At 60.8% G+C, this 18443-nt stretch carries 17 protein-coding genes and 1 tRNA gene; 11 read left to right on the top strand and 7 right to left on the bottom strand.

Going from position 1 to position 18443, the window contains the following annotated elements; genetic code table 11:
* Positions 1-137: 137 nt before the first annotated feature.
* Positions 138-1649, top strand: coding sequence for a trypsin-like peptidase domain-containing protein (locus J3P77_RS00970; RefSeq protein ID WP_434679010.1), 1512 nt, complete (start codon positions 138-140; stop codon positions 1647-1649).
* Between the two features lie 64 nt (positions 1650-1713).
* Here J3P77_RS00970 and hisF read toward each other — a convergent pair whose 3' ends face one another.
* From hisF to J3P77_RS00940, 6 genes are all read right to left on the bottom strand, one after another.
* Positions 1714-2484 (bottom strand): imidazole glycerol phosphate synthase subunit HisF, encoded by a 771-nt coding sequence (hisF, locus tag J3P77_RS00965; protein WP_434679009.1) that lies wholly within the window; start codon positions 2482-2484, stop codon positions 1714-1716.
* Positions 2485-2620: 136 nt separating this feature from the next.
* On the bottom strand, positions 2621-3361 hold the full coding sequence (gene hisA, locus J3P77_RS00960) for a 1-(5-phosphoribosyl)-5-[(5-phosphoribosylamino)methylideneamino]imidazole-4-carboxamide isomerase (protein ID WP_434679008.1): 741 nt from the start codon (positions 3359-3361) through the stop codon (positions 2621-2623).
* A gap of 86 nt (positions 3362-3447) precedes the next feature.
* The gene (locus tag J3P77_RS00955; protein ID WP_434679006.1) at positions 3448-3708 is read right to left on the bottom strand and encodes a DUF2164 domain-containing protein; all 261 of its coding nucleotides are present in this window, start codon (positions 3706-3708) and stop codon (positions 3448-3450) included.
* Positions 3709-3713: 5 nt separating this feature from the next.
* Entirely contained in the window at positions 3714-4352 is a 639-nt protein-coding gene (hisH, locus tag J3P77_RS00950) for an imidazole glycerol phosphate synthase subunit HisH (protein WP_434679004.1), read from the bottom strand.
* The gene (gene hisB, locus J3P77_RS00945; RefSeq protein ID WP_434679003.1) at positions 4352-4945 is read right to left on the bottom strand and encodes an imidazoleglycerol-phosphate dehydratase HisB; all 594 of its coding nucleotides are present in this window, start codon (positions 4943-4945) and stop codon (positions 4352-4354) included. The genes hisH and hisB overlap by 1 nt, the downstream gene beginning before the upstream one ends.
* A 177-nt stretch (positions 4946-5122) precedes the next feature.
* Positions 5123-6784 (bottom strand): OFA family MFS transporter, encoded by a 1662-nt coding sequence (locus tag J3P77_RS00940; protein WP_434679002.1) that lies wholly within the window; start codon positions 6782-6784, stop codon positions 5123-5125.
* Between the two features lie 554 nt (positions 6785-7338).
* Here J3P77_RS00940 and J3P77_RS00935 point away from each other — a divergent pair.
* The 5 genes from J3P77_RS00935 (at position 7339) to J3P77_RS00915 (ending at position 11887) form a co-directional block, all read left to right on the top strand.
* Complete coding sequence (locus J3P77_RS00935) at positions 7339-9567, top strand: AsmA family protein (RefSeq protein WP_434679001.1); 2229 nt, start codon at positions 7339-7341, stop codon at positions 9565-9567.
* Positions 9568-9695: 128 nt separating this feature from the next.
* The gene (gene mutY / locus J3P77_RS00930; protein WP_434678999.1) at positions 9696-10763 is read left to right on the top strand and encodes an A/G-specific adenine glycosylase; all 1068 of its coding nucleotides are present in this window, start codon (positions 9696-9698) and stop codon (positions 10761-10763) included.
* Positions 10760-11032: an oxidative damage protection protein gene (locus J3P77_RS00925; RefSeq protein ID WP_434678998.1), complete on the top strand. Its 273-nt coding sequence runs from the start codon at positions 10760-10762 to the stop codon at positions 11030-11032. Before mutY ends, J3P77_RS00925 begins: the two co-directional genes overlap by 4 nt.
* 102 nt (positions 11033-11134) lie before the next feature.
* Positions 11135-11210: transfer RNA gene (locus J3P77_RS00920), tRNA-Phe, on the top strand.
* Between the two features lie 191 nt (positions 11211-11401).
* A complete protein-coding gene (locus J3P77_RS00915) occupies positions 11402-11887 on the top strand; it encodes a hypothetical protein (protein WP_434678996.1) in 486 nt (161 codons plus the stop codon).
* 344 nt (positions 11888-12231) lie between these two features.
* Here the strand turns inward: J3P77_RS00915 and gabP are convergent, their stop codons facing one another.
* Positions 12232-13626, bottom strand: coding sequence for a GABA permease (gabP, locus tag J3P77_RS00910; RefSeq protein WP_434678994.1), 1395 nt, complete (start codon positions 13624-13626; stop codon positions 12232-12234).
* A gap of 536 nt (positions 13627-14162) precedes the next feature.
* Here gabP and J3P77_RS00905 point away from each other — a divergent pair.
* The 5 genes from J3P77_RS00905 to J3P77_RS00885 all read left to right on the top strand — a co-directional run bounded on the left by J3P77_RS00905 (position 14163) and on the right by J3P77_RS00885 (position 18435).
* Positions 14163-14936: an ABC transporter ATP-binding protein gene (locus tag J3P77_RS00905; protein WP_434678993.1), complete on the top strand. Its 774-nt coding sequence runs from the start codon at positions 14163-14165 to the stop codon at positions 14934-14936.
* 14 nt (positions 14937-14950) lie between these two features.
* Positions 14951-15700, top strand: coding sequence for an ABC transporter substrate-binding protein (locus J3P77_RS00900; RefSeq protein ID WP_434678992.1), 750 nt, complete (start codon positions 14951-14953; stop codon positions 15698-15700).
* Positions 15701-15772: 72 nt separating this feature from the next.
* Positions 15773-16468 (top strand): ABC transporter permease, encoded by a 696-nt coding sequence (locus tag J3P77_RS00895; RefSeq protein ID WP_434678991.1) that lies wholly within the window; start codon positions 15773-15775, stop codon positions 16466-16468.
* Positions 16465-17154: an ABC transporter permease gene (locus J3P77_RS00890; RefSeq protein WP_434678990.1), complete on the top strand. Its 690-nt coding sequence runs from the start codon at positions 16465-16467 to the stop codon at positions 17152-17154. The genes J3P77_RS00895 and J3P77_RS00890 overlap by 4 nt, the downstream gene beginning before the upstream one ends.
* Positions 17155-17217: 63 nt before the next feature.
* A complete protein-coding gene (locus J3P77_RS00885) occupies positions 17218-18435 on the top strand; it encodes a methyltransferase (protein WP_434678988.1) in 1218 nt (405 codons plus the stop codon).
* Positions 18436-18443: the final 8 nt, after the last annotated feature.

Below are 18443 nucleotides of genomic sequence, written 5' to 3'. Positions count from 1 at the left end.
TTTCTTGCCCTTAACCGGGTAGGCCATGTCTGCTTTCTTCGTCCCCTTGCCCGATTCCCTTGTCAGCGGCGAATAGCCCCGCTTAAACGGAGCGGCTCTCATCCGAGGGCCACGTCACCGTTTATCAAGGATCGATCATGAACCTCATACGTTTTGCCGGGCTTTGTTGCCTCTGTGCCCTGCTGCCTGTTGCCGTCGCGCATGCGGCGAACGGCACCCCCGACGAAGAGCTGAACACGCTGGGGCCCTCCAGGTTGCTTCTCAACGCAGATGGATTGCACGACCACTGGAACGGCATCGGCCGAATCGCCAGTACCAAAGGCCTGCACTGCACCGCGACGCTCATCGACACCCGCAGCCCTGACAGCCCCACCGCTGCCGCGGCTTATGTCCTGACCAGCGGGCACTGCATCAGCCGGGAACTGGGCGTGATGCTCGCCGACGAGGAGATCGAAGGCAGCGTGCAGTTCAATTATTTTGCCGACACTACCCCGCGAAGCTACCCGCTCAAACGCGTCGTCTGGAGCAGTATGCAAGGTGTGGATCTGGCCATCGTCGAGCTGGAGCCGACCCTGCAATCGCTGGTGGATGACGGCATTCAGCCGCTGCGACTGGCCGACACGATACCGGCCCCAGGCCGCGACATTCTGTGGGTCGGCGCGCCGCTCTATAAGGACACCGGGCACCTGCGCATGGCGGCTTGCAGCCATGAGCCTTCCGGGGAGATTCTCAGTCCGCCCTGGGTTTGGCGTCGGTCCGTCAGCAACCGATGCAAGGATATCGATACTGGTGCGTCCGGCAGCCCGCTGCTGATTCGTGACAGCGGCGAACTGTACGCGGTAGTCAATCTCATCACGCTGCCGGCAGCGTCCGACAGCACAGACAGCGCGCCACCGGGCTTTCCGCCTCTCGCCCATGGCAGCAACTTCGCAATGGCGGTCACACATCTGCAACCATGTTTCGTCGATGGTCTGTTCAATCCGGATCCGGCCGAATGCCACCTGTTCCCGACCTTTTCGATCAGGTTCGACCCCGTGCATGGCCGACCGAAACAGTTCGCAAAAGTCCGTATCGGGGAGGACGGAACCGAGATTTATCCACGATGGGGTCTGAGCTTTACAGCGAGCATGCCCTTTTATCGGTACAAGACGACCGATTCGGCCCTGGATTGTGAAAGCCCCATCGGCTACGGCAATGTGGAAGCTGCGCAGAACGCGACTATTGATGCACTGGTCGACACGCGCATCGGGATCAACTGGCTTTGCATCATCGGGCTTTCGTCCGCTGACGAGCGGCCCAGCTTGGGCTTGATGCGCAACGCTCTGGCGCTTGCCATGGAGCTTCAACCGGCCGGTCCTACCGCCGAGCCGCACGTCACGATCGAGGCGACCCGTTTCAAGACGTACTCGGTCCGCTGGGCGCTCGACTCGGGGATGATCGACTACTACACCGTGAAGATCGGCCCTCCGGAAACGACCGATTGCTCGGACCCCAAGGGTTTCAGGCGGCGGTTCGGCGATCTGGTACTGCGGGCCCGGTCACTGCCGAAGAAGATTTGCACTTACGCCCACGACGTCAACGGCCAGCCATCGCAGCTCAGAGAGGACATCGTGACAGGCGCGATGGAAACGTCGGCGCAGCAGGGCTGAGCGTTACGTCCCCATTGCGAGCCGGCACGCCCCACAAGCTGCCCGGGGCGTGCTGCGGCGCGCCTCAGCGCACTACGATGCCGCGGCTTGCCATGTAGGCCTTGGCTTCCGGCACTGTGTACTCGCCGAAGTGGAAGATGCTGGCTGCAAGAACCGCGCTGGCGTGGCCCTCGATTACGCCTGCCGCCAGGTGCTCCAGGTTACCGACACCACCGGAAGCGATGACCGGAATGCCGATAGCATCGCTGATGGCGCGGGTCACGCCCAGGTCGAAGCCGTTCTTCATGCCGTCCTGGTCCATGCTGGTCAGCAGGATTTCGCCGGCGCCCAGGCCTTCCATTTTCTTTGCCCACTCCACGGCGTCCAGGCCGGTCGGCTTGCGCCCGCCGTGGGTGAAGATCTCCCAGCGCGGGGTTTCGCCAGGGCCTGACACCTTCTTGGCGTCGATGGCCACGACGATGCACTGCGAACCAAACCGGGCCGCCGCTTCGCCAACGAACTCAGGCGTGAATACAGCCGCGGTATTGATAGAGACCTTGTCAGCGCCAGCGTTGAGCAGGTTGCGAATGTCCTGGACAGTACGCACGCCGCCGCCGACGGTCAGCGGAATGAACACCTGGCTGGCCATGCGCTCGACCGTATGCAGCGTGGTATCACGGCCGTCGACACTGGCGGTGATATCCAGAAAGGTGATCTCGTCGGCGCCTTGCTCATCGTAGCGACGAGCAATTTCGACCGGATCGCCCGCATCGCGGATGTTCTCGAACTTGACGCCCTTGACCACGCGACCATTGTCGACGTCCAGGCAAGGGATGATGCGTTTGGCTAAGGCCATGGACTTAATCTCCGAGCGGTGTGGGAGCGCGCTTGCCCGCGACAAGGTCGGAACGACCTTCCTGATAACTCTGCAATGCGCTGCGGCCGGTCGCGGGCAAGCGCGCTCCTACAAAGGCACCGGACCCGCGGATCGGCTAGCCGCGCTGTTCCAGGTCGCACATGGCCTGGGCTTCCGCCACGTCCAGCGTGCCTTCGTAGATTGCGCGGCCGGTGATCGCGCCGATGATGCCGGGCGCCTTGGCGTCCAGCAGCGCGCGGATGTCACCCAGGTTATGGATACCACCGGAAGCGATGACCGGGATACGCGTTGCCGCTGCCAGCGCAGCGGTGAACGGGATGTTGCAGCCCTGCATCATGCCGTCCTTCGCGATATCGGTATAGACGATCGCCGAGACGCCATCCGCTTCGAAACGCTTGGCCAGGTCAATGACCTGAACGCTGCTGACTTCCGCCCAGCCATCGGTGGCGACGAAGCCATCCTTGGCGTCCAGGCCCACGATCACCTTGCCCGGGAACGCGCGGCACGCTTCTGCGACGAACTCCGGCTCCTTGACTGCCTTGGTGCCGATGATCACGTAGCTGACGCCCGCCTTGACGTAATGCTCGATGGTTTCCAGCGAGCGAATCCCGCCGCCGATCTGAATCGGCAGTTGCGGATAACGCTTGGCAATGGCCGTCACTACGTCACCATTCACCGGCTGGCCTTCGAAGGCGCCGTTCAGATCGACCAGATGCAGACGACGGCAACCGCCATCGACCCACTTGGCGGCCATGCTCACCGGGTCATCGGAAAACACCGTGGAATCTTCCATGCGGCCCTGGCGCAGACGCACACAGGCGCCGTCTTTCAGGTCGATAGCGGGAATAATCAGCATACTTTGTCCTTAGTCATAAGCCGCAAGCTGCAAGCTACAAGCTGCACGTATGCGTACCTGTCAATTCGTGCAGCGCAAAGCTGCTTCTAGTCTTTCTCAAGCGCCCACAAGTCGCTTTCGATACCTTCGAAACGCTCCTTGAGCAGCGCCTGGGTATCGAAGATCGCCCGATTGTAATAATGCGGGGCGATCTCGCGACCAAACAGCTCCAGTACCTCGGCCACCTCGAAGGTGCCCAATACCAGCTCGAAACGCTCGGCGAACAGACGCTTGAGCTTGTGAATCGCGTCCTGCTCCTGTTCCGGCGTGAGCGTGAGAATCGGCGCCTTGTCTCTGGCTCTGCCCATGGCGTTTACCAGCGACCATCCCAGGCCGCGAAGTTCTGCAGCAACTGCAGGCCATGGGTATGGCTCTTCTCGGGGTGGAACTGCACGGCAAAGCGCGAACCATCGGCCAGCGCGGCGGCGAAGTCGACGCCATAGTGGCCGCGACCGGCGACCTGACGCTGGTTGGCAGCGTTGATGTAGAAACTGTGGACGAAGTAGAAACGCGCCATGTCCGGAATGTCGTGCCAGAGCGGGTGGTCCAGCGTCTGAGAGACCTGGTTCCAGCCCATGTGCGGCACTTTGAGGTGCTCGCCGTCCTCGACCAGACCCTTGCCGAAGAACTTCACCTGACCGGGAAACATGCCGATGCAGTCCACGCCGCTGTTTTCTTCGCTGCTGTCGAGCAAGGCCTGCATGCCGACACAGATGCCGAGAAATGGACGGTCCTTGCTGACTTCCTGTACCAGCGAGTCAAAGCCCAGCCGGCGGATCTCGGCCATGCAGTCGCGAATCGCGCCCACACCCGGAAACACCACGCGGTCGGCTTCACGGATCACGCGGGCGTCGCTGGTGATCTGCACACGACCGGCGCCAACGTGCTCCAGAGCCTTGGCGACCGAGTGCAGGTTACCCATGCCGTAATCGATGACCGCAACTGTCTGCATCAGAGGACACCCTTGGTGGAAGGCATTTGCCCGGCCATGCGCTCATCCAGCTCGACCGCCATGCGCAGTGCGCGGCCAAAGGCCTTGAACACGGTTTCGATCTGGTGATGAGTGTTGGTGCCGCGCAGATTGTCGATGTGCAGGGTCACGTTGGCGTGGTTGACGAAGCCCTGGAAGAACTCCTGGAACAGGTCCACGTCGAAGCCGCCGACCGTTGCCCGCGTGTAAGGCACATGCATCTGCAGGCCAGGACGACCGGAGAAGTCGATGACCACGCGCGACAGTGCTTCGTCGAGCGGCACGTAGGCGTGGCCGTAGCGACGAATGCCTTTCTTGTCACCGATTGCCTGGGCGAATGCCTGACCGACAGTGATACCCACGTCTTCGACGGTATGGTGATCGTCGATCTCAAGGTCACCCTTGCACTCGATGTCCAGGTCGATCAGCCCGTGCCGGGCGATCTGGTCGAGCATGTGCTCAAGAAAAGGCACGCCGATATCGAATCGGGCCTTTCCGGTGCCATCCAGGTTGATCGAGGCTTTGATCTGGGTTTCCAGAGTATTGCGCTCGACGTAAGCCTTACGTTCGGCCATCACCAGCTCCGCAAAATCATTGGGCGAAAAAGGCGATCATTATAGGCCCAGAAGCGCTCCGGCATGAAGCAAACAGACGACGTGAAACCGTTATCGACGCGATATAGATCGTGTATTCGCCAAAGCGCGCGCAAAAAAAAGCGCCTGCACCGAAGTGCAAGCGCTCTTTGTTCAACGTCAGTTGAACAGTACCGCGGTCTTTTGCAGGGTTACCCACACGCCCCACGCCAGTGGAATGCCCACTGCCAGCCAGGCGGCGACCGCCAGAGGCTTGCTGCCTTCGGACGCTTTCCACTCCAGCGAAGTAGTGGCGTCGGCACCTTTGTCGTGGCCGATGGCTTGTTCAGCAGCCAGCTCGGCGTCGGTCATGAAGTACTTGTCGGCGACCGGACGGATCATCAGGTTGCAGATGAAGCCCAGCACCAGCAGACCGGCCAGGATGTACAGCGTGATGTCATAGGCATCGGCCCGGGCAACGCCGTGGCTGAGCTGGTATTCACGCAGGTAGTTGACCAGTACCGGACCGAGCACGCCCGCCGCAGCCCATGCGGTCAGCAGACGGCCGTGGATCGCACCGACCATTTGCGTACCGAACAGGTCGGCCAGGTAAGCCGGAACGGTTGCGAAGCCGCCGCCGTACATCGACAGCACGACGCAGAAGGCCGCCACGAACAGGGCAATGCTGCCCAGATGACCGAGGGTCGGCACCGATGCGTAAAGCAGGAAGCCCAGAGCGAAGAACACGAAATACGTGGCCTTGCGACCGATGTAGTCGGAGAACGATGCCCAGAAGAAACGGCCACCGATGTTGAACAGGCTCAACAGACCGGTGAAGCCTGCAGCGATGGCAGCGATCTGCTTGAGCTGATCGGCGCTCAGTTCACTGAAGGTCAGCGAGTTACCCAGCAGCTTGCCGGCGAACACTTCCTGCAGCAGTGGCGAAGCCATGCCCAGGATGCCGATACCTGCGGAAACGTTCAGGCACAGCACCAGCCATACCAGACGGAATTGCGGAGTCTTCCAGGCCACGCTGACGTGCACGTGACGATTGGTGATCATGGCGTTCTTGGCTTTGGCCGCCGGAGCAGTCCAGCCCTCAGGCTTCCAGCCGGTCGGTGGAACGCGATAGCCCAGTGCGCCGCCGATCATGAAGACGAAGTAGATCGCCGCCATCACCACGAAGCTCTGCCATACGCCAACGCCTTCAGCGGATGCGAAGTGGCTCATCAGAGCGGTCGCCAGAGGTGCACCCACCATCGCGCCGCCGCCGAAGCCCATGATCGCCATGCCGGTCGCCATGCCGCGCTTGTCCGGGAACCACTTGATCAGGGTCGATACCGGAGAAATGTAGCCAAGGCCGAGACCGATACCGCCGATCACGCCCGAGCCCAGCCACATCAGCCAGATCTGGTGCGTGTAGATACCCAGCGCGGAGATAAGCAGACCGCCACACCAGCACAGTGCCGAAACCACACCGGCCTTGCGCGGGCCTGCGTGTTCGAGCCAGCCACCCCAGATGGCCGCCGAGCAGCCCAGGAAGATGAAGAACAGTGTGTAGATCCAGCCCAGCATGGAGATCTGCCAGTCACAGGTCGACGCGAAGATCTGGGCGAAGAAACCCATGTCGGCCGAACAGGCAACAGGCGCGCTCACGCCAATGGCTTTGGACAGCGGCAGCCAGAACACGGAGAAACCGTATGCCATACCGATGCAAAGATGGATCGCCAGAGCGGCGGGTGGAACAAGCCAACGGTTAAAGCCGGGCTTGGCAATAATGCGTTCTTTGGACAAGAACGCAGGCTGAACGGCAATGCCGCCCAAGGCTGTGCTTGTGCTCATTGTGATAACCCCAATATGTGTAAAGCTCGCAGGACTTTTCGCCGAACATCCACAGCTTCGAAGCCGCAAGGCACTGGCTGTTTCAGGATGCTCCAGATGTGGCAAATGGCCGCACCTGGTCAGCGCATGCGGAGACTAACACTACTCGATGCATGTAAGTGTCTTGTTACATCATTTTTATTTTCAACTAATCCACGGTGTCTATGGGCCCATAGATGTAATCGATTATCGGCGGGATATATGCGAACTTTAATTAGCTGATATAACTTGATCCGTATATCTGAGCGGGCGAAATTCACAAAGTGATATATCGCTTCGGTCAGCCGTATGAGCGCGCTTGCCCGCGACGGCATATGCACAGGCACGGCATCTGCTGCGTCTGCACCTACGTCGTCGCGGGCAGGCGCGCTCCTGCGAGCGTTTGCAAACTACGCTTGCTGACAACCGCCGGGGCACCCGCAGTCCTGACCCCGGCGGCATTCGAAGCCCGAGAGACCGCCGGGGGCGGTATACTCGCGGGCTAAATTTTGAACAATCGACACAAGGACTCGCCCATGAAAGCGTTCGGCAAAATCCTGGGGCTGTTTATTCTCGGGCTGTTGCTGATCATCGTGGCTCTCGGCTTTGCCTTGACCCATCTGTTTGATCCCAACGACTACAAAGACGAGATTCGCCAGCTGGCCCGCGACAAGGCGCATGTCGAGCTGACGCTCAACGGCGACATCGGCTGGAGTCTGTTTCCGTGGCTGGGCCTGGAGCTCCACGAGGCGCGCGTCGCAACGCTGACCGCCCCCGATCAGCCGTTTGCCGACGTGCAGATGCTGGGCTTGTCGGTTCGGGTACTGCCGCTGCTGCGCCGCCAGATCCAGATGAGCGATGTCCGTGTCGAAGGCCTTAACCTCAGCCTGCATCGTGACGAAACCGGCCACGGCAACTGGGAAGACATCGGCAAGCCAGCCAAACCCGCCACGGCTGGAACCGCGCCTGCGCCCACCGAAGGGTCTCAGCCGGACGCAACCGAAACCGACCGCAATGCGCGCCCCATCCAGCTGAACATCGACAGCCTGACGGTCAATAACGCCCGCGTAGACTACAGCGATGCTCGCAAGGGCCAGACATTCCTTGCCGAGAGCATTCAGCTGAGTACCGGTGCGGTTCGCGAAGCGTCGGACATCCCGGTCAAGCTGACCGCATTTCTGAGCACCAACCAACCGATGCTGCGCGCCAAGACCGAACTGGTCGGCAAGTTGCGTCTGGATCGGGCACTGCAGCGCTATCAGTTTGAAGACATGCGCCTCTCCGGTGAAGCCGCAGGCGAGCCGCTGCAAGGCAAAACGGTAACCTTTGCCGCTCAAGGCCAACTGCTGGTCGATCTGGCGGCAAACATCGCCGAATGGAATGGTCTGAAAATTTCCGCCAACCAGTTGCGCGCACTTGGCGAACTGCGTGCCCGCGATCTGGACAAGACTCCGCAGGTCAGCGGTGGTCTGTCCATCGCACAGCTCGACGTGCGCACCTTCTTTGACACCATCGGTCAGCCACTGCCGCCCATGGGCGAAGGCGCGCTGAGCAAGGTCGAGATGGTCACGCGGCTGAGCGGCACACCCAACAGCCTCGTGTTTGACGACTTCAACCTCAAAGTGGATGACAGTCACTTCGCGGGCCGGGTTGCCGTGACCGACTTCGCCAGACAGGCGCTGCGCATCCAGCTCAAGGGCGACGCTTTCGATGCCGACCGCTACCGCCCGGCCGAGAGCGAAGAGTCCAAAGGCGCCAAGGCCGCGCGCAAATCCGAAGTGCAGAGCGGCGAAGCGGCCGCCATCGCCGGCAACTCGCCGCTGCCGGAACAACCGACCAAGGTCGCCTGGAGCACCGCTCGATTGCTGCCGGTCGAGCGCTTGCGGACGCTGGACGTCGAGGCCGATCTGAGCTTCGGCAAGCTGATCGTGAACAAACTGCCAATCGACAATGCTGCCTTCAAAACCCAGGCGGCGGGCGGGCTGATCACGGTCGAGAGCCTGCGCGGCGATCTCTACAACGGCAACTTCGAGCTCAAGGGCAACCTGGATGCGCGCCCCGACGTGCCAGTGGTCAGCGTGCAGACGCGCGTGGCCAAGGTGCCGATCGAACGCATCCTGGAGAGTCAGGGCCAGACGCCGCCAGTGCGCGGCCAGCTGACACTGAACAGCGATCTGAACGGCAAAGGCAACAGCGAGAAAGCGCTGGTCGACAGCCTCAACGGTAATGCGAGCTTCACGTTGAACAACGGGGTGCTGGTCAACGCCAACCTCGAACAACAGCTGTGCCAGGGCATTTCGGTGCTCAATCGCAAGACGCTCAGCGGCGAGCCGCGCGGCAAGGACACGCCGTTCCAGCAACTCAATGGCAACCTGAACCTACACAACGGCGTGGCGAGCAATCCGGACCTCAAGGTGCGCACCCCCGGGCTGACGGTCAACGGCAACGGCGATGTGGATCTGCGCGTGCTGGGCATGGATTATCGCGTTGGCATCGTGATCGAAGGCGACAAGAGCGAGATGCCGGACCCGGCCTGTGAGATCAACCCGCGCTACGTCGGAATCGAGTGGCCTGTGCAATGCCGTGGCCCGCTGGAACTGGGCGCCAAGGCCTGCCGCCTCGACCGTGAGGGTCTGGGCCGCATCGCGGCTAGACTGGCGGGCGACCGGGTCAGCGAGAAGCTGGGCGACAAGCTGGACGAGAAACTGGGCGACAAAGTGAGCCCAGAGCTCAAGGACGCCCTAAAAGGCCTGTTCAAACGCTGAAAATCGGCAGGAGCGCGCTTGCCCGCGAAAAACGATAACGCGGTCTGTCTGACTTACTGCGGTGTCCATGTCGCAGGCAAGCGCGCTCCTACCGTTCAAATCGTCAAATCAAGAGAACCCACTAAACCATGCAACCCGAGCAATTCTCCAGCGCCGTGCTGGACTGGTACGACCGCCATGGCCGCCACGATCTTCCCTGGCAGCAGGCGATAAACCCGTATCGGGTCTGGGTTTCGGAGATCATGCTGCAGCAGACTCAGGTCAGCACCGTGCTGGGTTATTTCGACCGTTTCATGGCTGCGCTGCCGACAATGCGGGATCTGGCCGAAGCCCCGGAAGACGAGGTCCTGCACCTGTGGACCGGCCTGGGTTACTACACCCGTGCCCGCAACTTGCAGAAGACCGCAAGGATCGTGGTCGCCGAACATGGCGGCGAATTTCCTCGCGATGTGGAACAGCTCACTCAGCTGCCGGGCATCGGGCTGTCGACTGCCGGCGCTATCGCCAGCCTGAGCATGGGCATTCGCGCGCCGATCCTGGACGGCAACGTCAAACGCGTGCTGGCGCGTTATACCGCCCAGGAAGGCTACCCCGGCGAACCGAAGGTCGCCAGAGAGCTGTGGGCCACGGCCGAGCGCTTCACGCCGCACCATCGAGTCAACAACTACACCCAGGCGATGATGGACCTGGGTGCCACGCTCTGCACCCGCAGCAAACCCAGCTGCCTGCTTTGCCCGCTGGAGCGCGGCTGCCAGGCGCACCTGCTCGGCCTGGAAACCCGTTATCCGATCCCCAAGCCCCGCAAGGCGGTCCCGCAAAAGCGCACACTCATGCCGATGCTCGCCAACCGCGACGGCGCGATTCTGCTTTACCGACGCCCTTCTACCGGGCTCTGGGGCGGGCTATGGAGTCTGCCGGAACTCAACGATTTCGAAGAGCTCAAGCACCTGGCAATGCAACACTCGCTGGAAATGGGCAAACCCTATGAGCTGCCGGGCCTGGTTCATACCTTCAGCCACTTTCAGCTGAGCATCGAACCCTGGCTGGTTCCGGTCCAAGAGTCTGCCGGCCACGTGGCCGAGGCCGACTGGCTCTGGTATAACCTCGCCACCCCGCCGCGCCTGGGCCTTGCCGCCCCGGTGAAAAAGCTGCTCAAACACGCAGCTGACGTCTTGAATGCAGGAGAACCGTCATGACCCGCACCGTAATGTGCCGCAAGTACAAAGAAGAGCTTCCAGGCCTTGAACGCCCGCCTTATCCGGGCGCCAAGGGCGAAGACATCTTCAACCACGTCTCGCAGAAAGCCTGGGCCGATTGGCAGAAGCACCAGACCCTGCTGATCAACGAACGCCGCTTGAACATGATGAACGCCGAAGACCGCAAATTCCTTCAGGCCGAGATGGACAAGTACCTCTCCGGCGAGGATTACGCCCAGGCGGAAGGCTACGTTCCACCCGCGTCATAAAGCGTTTCAGACGATGAGGGTCGTAAGCGTCGGTAATAATTCAAATTTTTTTCGACAACACGCTTGACGCCCTCCTGAAAAACACGTCTAATGCGCCCCGTTGCCCAGATAGCTCAGTCGGTAGAGCAGGGGATTGAAAATCCCCGTGTCGGCGGTTCGATTCCGTCTCTGGGCACCACCTTCAGTTTTCAGGTGATGCAAACACACCTGAAAGCGCCCAAAAAACCCGCCTAGTGCGGGTTTTTTGTTGTCCGGGATTTATGGGCCAGGTTGGCTGCCCGCGCTTTCCGGACGCCCGCTTGGCTAATCTGACGGTCTGCGCTTCAATGACTGCCATTGCAAACCGTTGCCCGCAAAAAGGACCCGTTCATGGCTTCGCCAGACAAACAGCAAAAACGTGCTCAGCGCGCCAAACTCAAGGCCAAGCAGAATCGCTCGGGCAAACCGGCGAAGAAGGTCGTGCATCCGGTGTTTGCTTCGGCGCTGGTCGATCAGCCGTTCGATGACGTCGAGATCGACCTGAGCACTTTCGACTTCAAGGACATTGTCGAGAACGGCTTTGACCCGGCGGAATACGACGACCTGTTCCAGGCCATGAAGCAGGCCGAAGCCATCAGCCAGCTGGCGCTGTGCGCGGTGTTCCTGCAATACCCGGTGCTGGAGTTGGTGATCGCCGAAGAGGACGAGGAGCCGGCCACGGACTTCATGATGGGCCTGCTCATCATGTACCGCGCCATCGTCCACGACGAAGACGAAGACACCGCCATCGAGTGGATCGGCAGCCCGGCATTCCAGGCCGATTACAACAAGGCATCGGAGCTGCTGATGCTGAGGAACGAAAAAGCCGGCAGATAGTTCTGCCATTCTTTCGCCAGCACGGACCAAGGCGTTGCCGAGCCCGCTGCCGCTGCGCGCCAGATCGCCGGCAAGCCAGCTCCCACAGCCTGATGAACTGCGCACAAAAGTTGGCAGTTTGTGCTGCCCCGCAATCCTGTAGCCAGCTTGCTGGCGAGGCTTTAGCCCTGACGAAAAAGGTGTTGCGCCCTCAGCGGCCCCTTCGCCAGCGAGCTGCCTCCCACGTCAGGATCCTGCATCTGGAGTCGCGGGAGAGAGCTTGCTCGCGACGAGGCCTGTCCAGACGTCACATTTGCCACTGGACAGGCCTCTTCGCGGGCAAGCGCGCTCATACCGGTATGTGGTCAGCTCAACACAGCCGCACCACTCAACCGCTCGGCCTTGCGGCGACGGGCGACGGTGAGGCCGGCGCCGACCACAACCAGGCTCAGCACGCCGGTCGCGATGATTTCCATGCGATGGTCTTCCTGAATCAGCATCACGGTCAGCACCCCGACGATAAAGACGATGGTCGCCCAGGTCAGCCATGGGAACAGCCACATCTTGAAGTCGATGGCTTCACCGTTGGCAATGCGCTTCTGGCGCATGCGCAGCTGGGAAACCGCGATCACCAGATACACCAGCAAGGCAATCGCACCGGAACTGGCGAGCAGGAAATCGAACACCGCCGCTGGCGCTACGTAGTTGGCGAATACCGTCAGGAACGCCGCCGCAGTCGAAAGCATCACCGCCCAGTAAGGCGTTCCGCCCTGGCTGGTGCGTTTGGACATGGCCGGTGCGTCACCACGCTTGCCCAGCGAGAACAGCATGCGCGAAGCGGTGTACAGCGCAGAGTTCAGGCAGCTGGTTACCGCAACCAGCACCACCAGATCGACGATCAGCTTGGCGTTGGGAATACCCATCACGTTCAACACGGTCTGGTAGGAGCCCACTTCGGCCAGGCTTCTGTCGTTCCACGGCACCAGGGCAACGACGATGAAGATCGAAACCAGATAGAACAGGAAGATCCGCCAGATCACCGAGTTGGTGGCCTTGGTGATCTGCTTGCCAGGGTTCTTCGACTCGGCCGCGGCGATGGTGACAATTTCGGTACCCATGAACGAGAACATAGTGGTCAGCATGGCCGCCAGCACAGCGCCCAGACCGTTAGGCATGAAGCCGCCAGTATCGAACAGATGGCTGACGCCGCTCACTTCAGTGGTCGGCAGCAGGCCAAAAATGGCAGCGATACCCAGCACCACAAAGGCAATGATCGCGACCACCTTGATCAGCGCGAACCAGAATTCGAACTCGCCGTAATTCTTCACGCTGAACAGGTTGGTTGCCGTCAATAGCAGCGTAATGACCAGCGTGAATACCCAGATCGCAACGTCCGGGAACCAGGCGTGCAAAATGGTTGCCGCAGCGTTGGCCTCCAACGGGATCACCAATACCCAGAACCACCAGTACAACCAACCGATGGTGAACCCGGCCCAATGGCCGATAGCCCGGTCCGCATAAGTTGAAAAGGAACCGGTGTCAGGCGAAGCGACGGCCATTTCGGCCAGCATGCGCATGACCAGCACCACCAACGTACCAGCCGCGGCGTAAGCCAGCAGCACTGCGGGCCCTGCTTCTGCAATCGCGTGGCCGGAGCCGACAAACAAACCTGCGCCGATTACGCCGGCAATCGACAGCATGGTGATGTGACGGGGTTTCAGGCCCTGATCGAGCTCGGAAGAATTAGCGGTATTGCTCATCGAAACTACCTTTGCAAGACGACCGATGCACACCGAAGCAATCGTAAAAAGAAAGAAACGGTGCCGTTCTTTATTCTTTACGCAAGAAGTACGCCAAGATATTTCAAAAACGACGTCGCTTATTGAATACGGGCCCGGCACTGGTTCGCCCCCAGAGGCGAGCGAAAGATCTGGCAATGGTTTTTGTAGGATTTGTTACCGAATGCCTCACGGCAAGGAAACACGAGCGCACCGAAAACGCCCACCTACACTCACAAAGCTCGCAAACGGTGCGCCGGATGCCGCGATGCCCAGCAAAAGCTGCTTCCAACCGCCGGATAAAGCTGGCAACATCGCGCCTTTTTCGCGCACGGCCGCCCGGCCTGGAGCTTTGCTTCACTGCCCGGCTCGCCTGCCAGCGCCATTCTGCTGCGGCAACGCGACAGCTTTCTGCATCCTTGAGGCTTGGCGCCGGGTGCACATGGTTGTCTTTCAAACGCTGTGCTAGCTTGGCGCTGGCCGGCAGAATGAGCGCTCGTTACCAATGAGGACCCCACATGGCTGAGGCCACGCCCGCCCTGGAAATCCGCGATCTGCACAAGCGCTACGGCGAGTTGCAGGTGCTCAAGGGCATTTCGCTGACCGCACGCGATGGCGATGTCATCTCGATTCTGGGTTCATCCGGCTCCGGCAAGTCCACCCTGCTTCGCTGCATCAATCTTCTGGAAAACCCCAATCAGGGCAAGATTCTGCTGGCGGGCGAAGAGCTCAAGCTCAAGGCCGCCAAGAACGGCGAGCTGGTTGCCGCCGAAAATCGCCAGATCAACCGGATGCGCAGCGAAATCGGTTTCGTCTTTCAGAACTTCAATCTCTGGCCGCACATGAGCGTGCTCGATAACATCATCGAGGCGCCACGCCGCGTGCTGGGTCAGAGCAAGGCCGAGGCCATCGAGGTTGCCGAGGCGCTGCTGGCCAAGGTCGGCATCGGTGACAAACGCCACGTCTACCCCGCCCAGCTTTCCGGCGGGCAACAGCAGCGCGCCGCCATCGCGCGAACCCTCGCGATGCAGCCTAAAGTTATCCTGTTCGACGAGCCGACCTCGGCACTCGACCCGGAGATGGTTCAGGAAGTGCTCAACGTGATTCGTGCACTGGCCGAAGAAGGCCGCACGATGCTGCTGGTCACTCACGAAATGAATTTCGCCCGTCAGGTGTCCAGCGAAATCGTCTTTTTGCATCAAGGATTGGTCGAAGAACAGGGCACACCGCAGCAAGTGTTCGATAACCCGCTGTCGGTAAGATGCAAACAATTCATGTCGAGTAACCGCTAACGGAGCAACACCTCATGCAGAAATACAAGAAGTTGCTGCTGGTTGCAGCTGCCACCCTGGCAATGACCGGCAACGCCTTTGCTGAAACCCTGAAGATGGGCATCGAAGCGGCCTACCCTCCATTCAACAACAAGGATGCGAGCGGCCAGGTGGTCGGTTTCGACTACGAGATCGGCAGCGCCCTGTGCGCCAAGATGAAGGTCCAGTGCGAAGTGGTTACGTCCGACTGGGATGGCATCATCCCCGCGCTCAACGCCAAGAAGTTCGATTTCCTGATTTCGTCGCTGTCGATCACCGAAGAGCGCAAGCAGGCCGTCGACTTCACGGACCCGTACTACTCCAACAAGCTGCAGTTTCTGGCAGCCAAGGGCGGCGAGTTCAAGACTGATCCGGCATCGCTCAAAGGCAAGATCATCGGCGCTCAACGTTCGACCCTCGCCAGCACCTGGCTGGAAGACAAGCTGGGCATGGATGTCGACGCCAAACTGTACGACACGCAGGAAAACGCCTACCTCGATCTGGTCTCCGGCCGCGTCGACGCCATCCTCGCCGACAAATACGTCAGCTACGAGTGGCTGAAAAGCGAAGCCGGCAAGGGCTTCGAATTCAAGGGCGATCCCGTGGAAGAGAACGACAAGATCGGTATTGCCGTGCGCAAGGGTGATCCGCTGCGCGAGAAGCTGAATGCCGCGCTGAAGGAAATCATCGCTGACGGCACCTACAAGAAGATCAACGACAAGTATTTCCCGTTCAGCATCCTCTGAACTGCCTGATGGTGTCGCCGTGGCTTGCAGCAAGCGCGGCGACCCGTCCTCTGCAAAGCCTGCCTTAACTACATGAATATTGATCTCCATGGATTCGGCCCGGCCCTCGCGGCTGGCGCGCTGATGACTGTCCAGCTTGCCCTGTCGGCCCTGTGCCTGGGGCTGGTGCTCGGGTTGCTTGGCGCCCTGGCCAAGACTTCTCCTTACAAACCGCTGCAATGGCTGGGCGGAACCTACTCGACGCTGGTGCGCGGCATCCCTGAGCTGCTTTGGGTGCTGCTGATCTATTTCGGCACCGTCAACGGCATGCGCGCGCTGGGTGAGGTGTTCGGTATCAAGGATCTTGCGCTCAACGCGTTTGCCGCTGGCGTGATCGCGCTGGGCTTGTGCTTCGGCGCCTATGCGACCGAAGTGTTTCGCGGTGCCATCCTTGCCATCCCCAAAGGCCACCGCGAAGCGGGACTGGCCCTGGGCATGTCTCGCACTCGTATATTCGTCAGGCTGATCCTGCCGCAGATGTGGCGCATCGCCCTGCCCGGCCTGGGCAACCTGTTCATGATCCTGATGAAGGACACCGCACTGGTTTCAGTCATCGGCCTTGAAGAAATCATGCGTCACGCGCAGATTGCCGTCGGCTTCACCAAGCAAGCGTTCACGTTCTACATGGTCGCGGCCTTCATGTACCTGGGCCTGACCATCATCGCGATGACCGGCATGTACTTCCTGGAAAAACGTGCCGCTCGCGGATTCATAAGGAGCGCGTCATGAATTGGGAAGTCATCATCAAATGGCTGCCGCGTCTGGCCCAGGGCGCAACGCTGACGCTGGAGCTGGTCGCCATCGCAGTGATTGCCGGCCTGATCATTGCCATACCGCTGGGGATTGCGCGTTCGTCCAGGCATCTGTCGGTCCGCGCCCTTCCTTACGCCTACATCTTTTTCTTCCGTGGCACGCCGCTGCTGGTGCAACTGTTTCTGGTCTATTACGGGCTGGCGCAGTTTGACGTCATCCGCCAGGGCCCGCTCTGGCCGTATCTGCGCGACCCGTTCTGGTGTGCGGTCGTCACCATGACGCTGCACACCGCCGCCTACATCGCCGAGATTCTGCGCGGCGCGATTCAGGCGGTGCCAGCCGGTGAAGTGGAAGCGGCGCGGGCGCTGGGCATGTCGAAATGGAAGGCGTTGTTCTACATCGTGCTGCCGCGCGCCGCGCGCATCGGCCTGCCTGCCTACAGCAATGAAGTGATTCTGATGCTCAAGGCCAGCGCGCTGGCCAGCACCGTTACCTTGCTGGAACTGACCGGCATGGCTCGCACGATCATTGCCCGCACCTATCTGCCGGTAGAGATTTTCTTCGCGGCCGGCATGTTCTATCTGGTCATGGCCTATGTGCTGGTGCAGGGCTTCCGGCTGCTGGAACGCATCTTGCGCGTAGACGCCAGTCAAGGGCGCTGATATGAATGGGGTTGGCCGAATGATGGCCAGCCCCTTTTCATCTTGCCCAACCCACGGCCGACCATGTCTTCTGATTCCTTTCTGCAGGATGACCAGCTTTACGACCGCTTTCGGGCGCTGGACAGCTTTCTGTTCGCGCACCAGCCGTTGTGGCGACCCAAGCCTTTCACCGAGCTGTACCTGCCGTGGGAACGGGACTACCCGGAGCTGGCAAGCTGGTTACGTGGGCGCTCGCTGGAACAGGCCGAGCATGCACACAACCATGCGGAGCGTCTTGACGCGCCGTACCCCTTTGCCCAATTGGCGGCGGAAGCCGTCGACCTGAGTCACATCGGCGAATTGCCGGCGCACGCCATCGACTCCGTTGAGCCGCGCATGAGCGTCGACGTGCCAGGGCGCAAATGGCAGCAGATCGAAGCGCTGGCCGCGCACCTGAATTTTCGCCATCAACCTTCGCACTGGCTCGACTGGTGTTCCGGCAAAGGCCACCTCGGCCGCCGTCTGGCGCAACGTGGACAAGCACTGACCTGCCTGGAACATGATCCGGCGCTGGTCGAAGCCGGTCGCAAGCTCAGCGCTCGCCTGAATATCCAGGCCGAACATGTGCAACAGGACGTGATGGCTGAAGACGCCTGGCGCAGCCTGCATCCGGAACAGACGCCCGTCGCGCTACATGCCTGCGGCGACCTGCACGTGCAATTGATGCAAATCGCCAGTCAGAACGGCTGCGCGCAAATGGCGATAGCACCGTGTTGCTACAACCGCACGCGAGCCGAGCACTATCAGGCGCTTTCGAGTGCGGGCCGGGAGTCGGCGCTGCAACTGTCGCGCGACGAGTTGGGGCTGCCGCTCAGCGAAACCGTCACCGCTGGTGCCAGAGTGCGCCGCCAGAGGGACGCCTCCATGGCACGCCGGCTGGGCTTCGACCTGTTGCAGCGAGAACTGCGGGGCGTCGACGCCTACCTGCCCACGCCGTCATTGCCTACTGCGTGGCTGGACAAACCTTACGCCAGCTACTGCGAAGAGCTGGCGCAGTTGAAGAATATTCCTGCCCCCGGCGCGCAAGACTGGGCGGCATTGGAGGACGCAGGCTGGCGACGCCTGGCTCAGGTACGCAACCTGGAACTGGTTCGTAATCTGTTCCGGCGGCCGCTGGAGATATGGCTGGTGCTGGACCGTGCGCTCTACGTAAGAGAGCACGGCTATCACGTCAGCGTCGGCACCTTTTGCGACACCCGGCTGACCCCGCGCAACCTGCTGGTTCTGGCAGAACAAGCCTAGCGATATAT

Source organism: Pseudomonas sp. R1-18, from assembly GCF_051132095.1.
Taxonomy (GTDB): Bacteria; Pseudomonadota; Gammaproteobacteria; order Pseudomonadales; family Pseudomonadaceae; genus Aquipseudomonas.
This window is presented reverse-complemented; position numbering and strand designations above follow the sequence as displayed.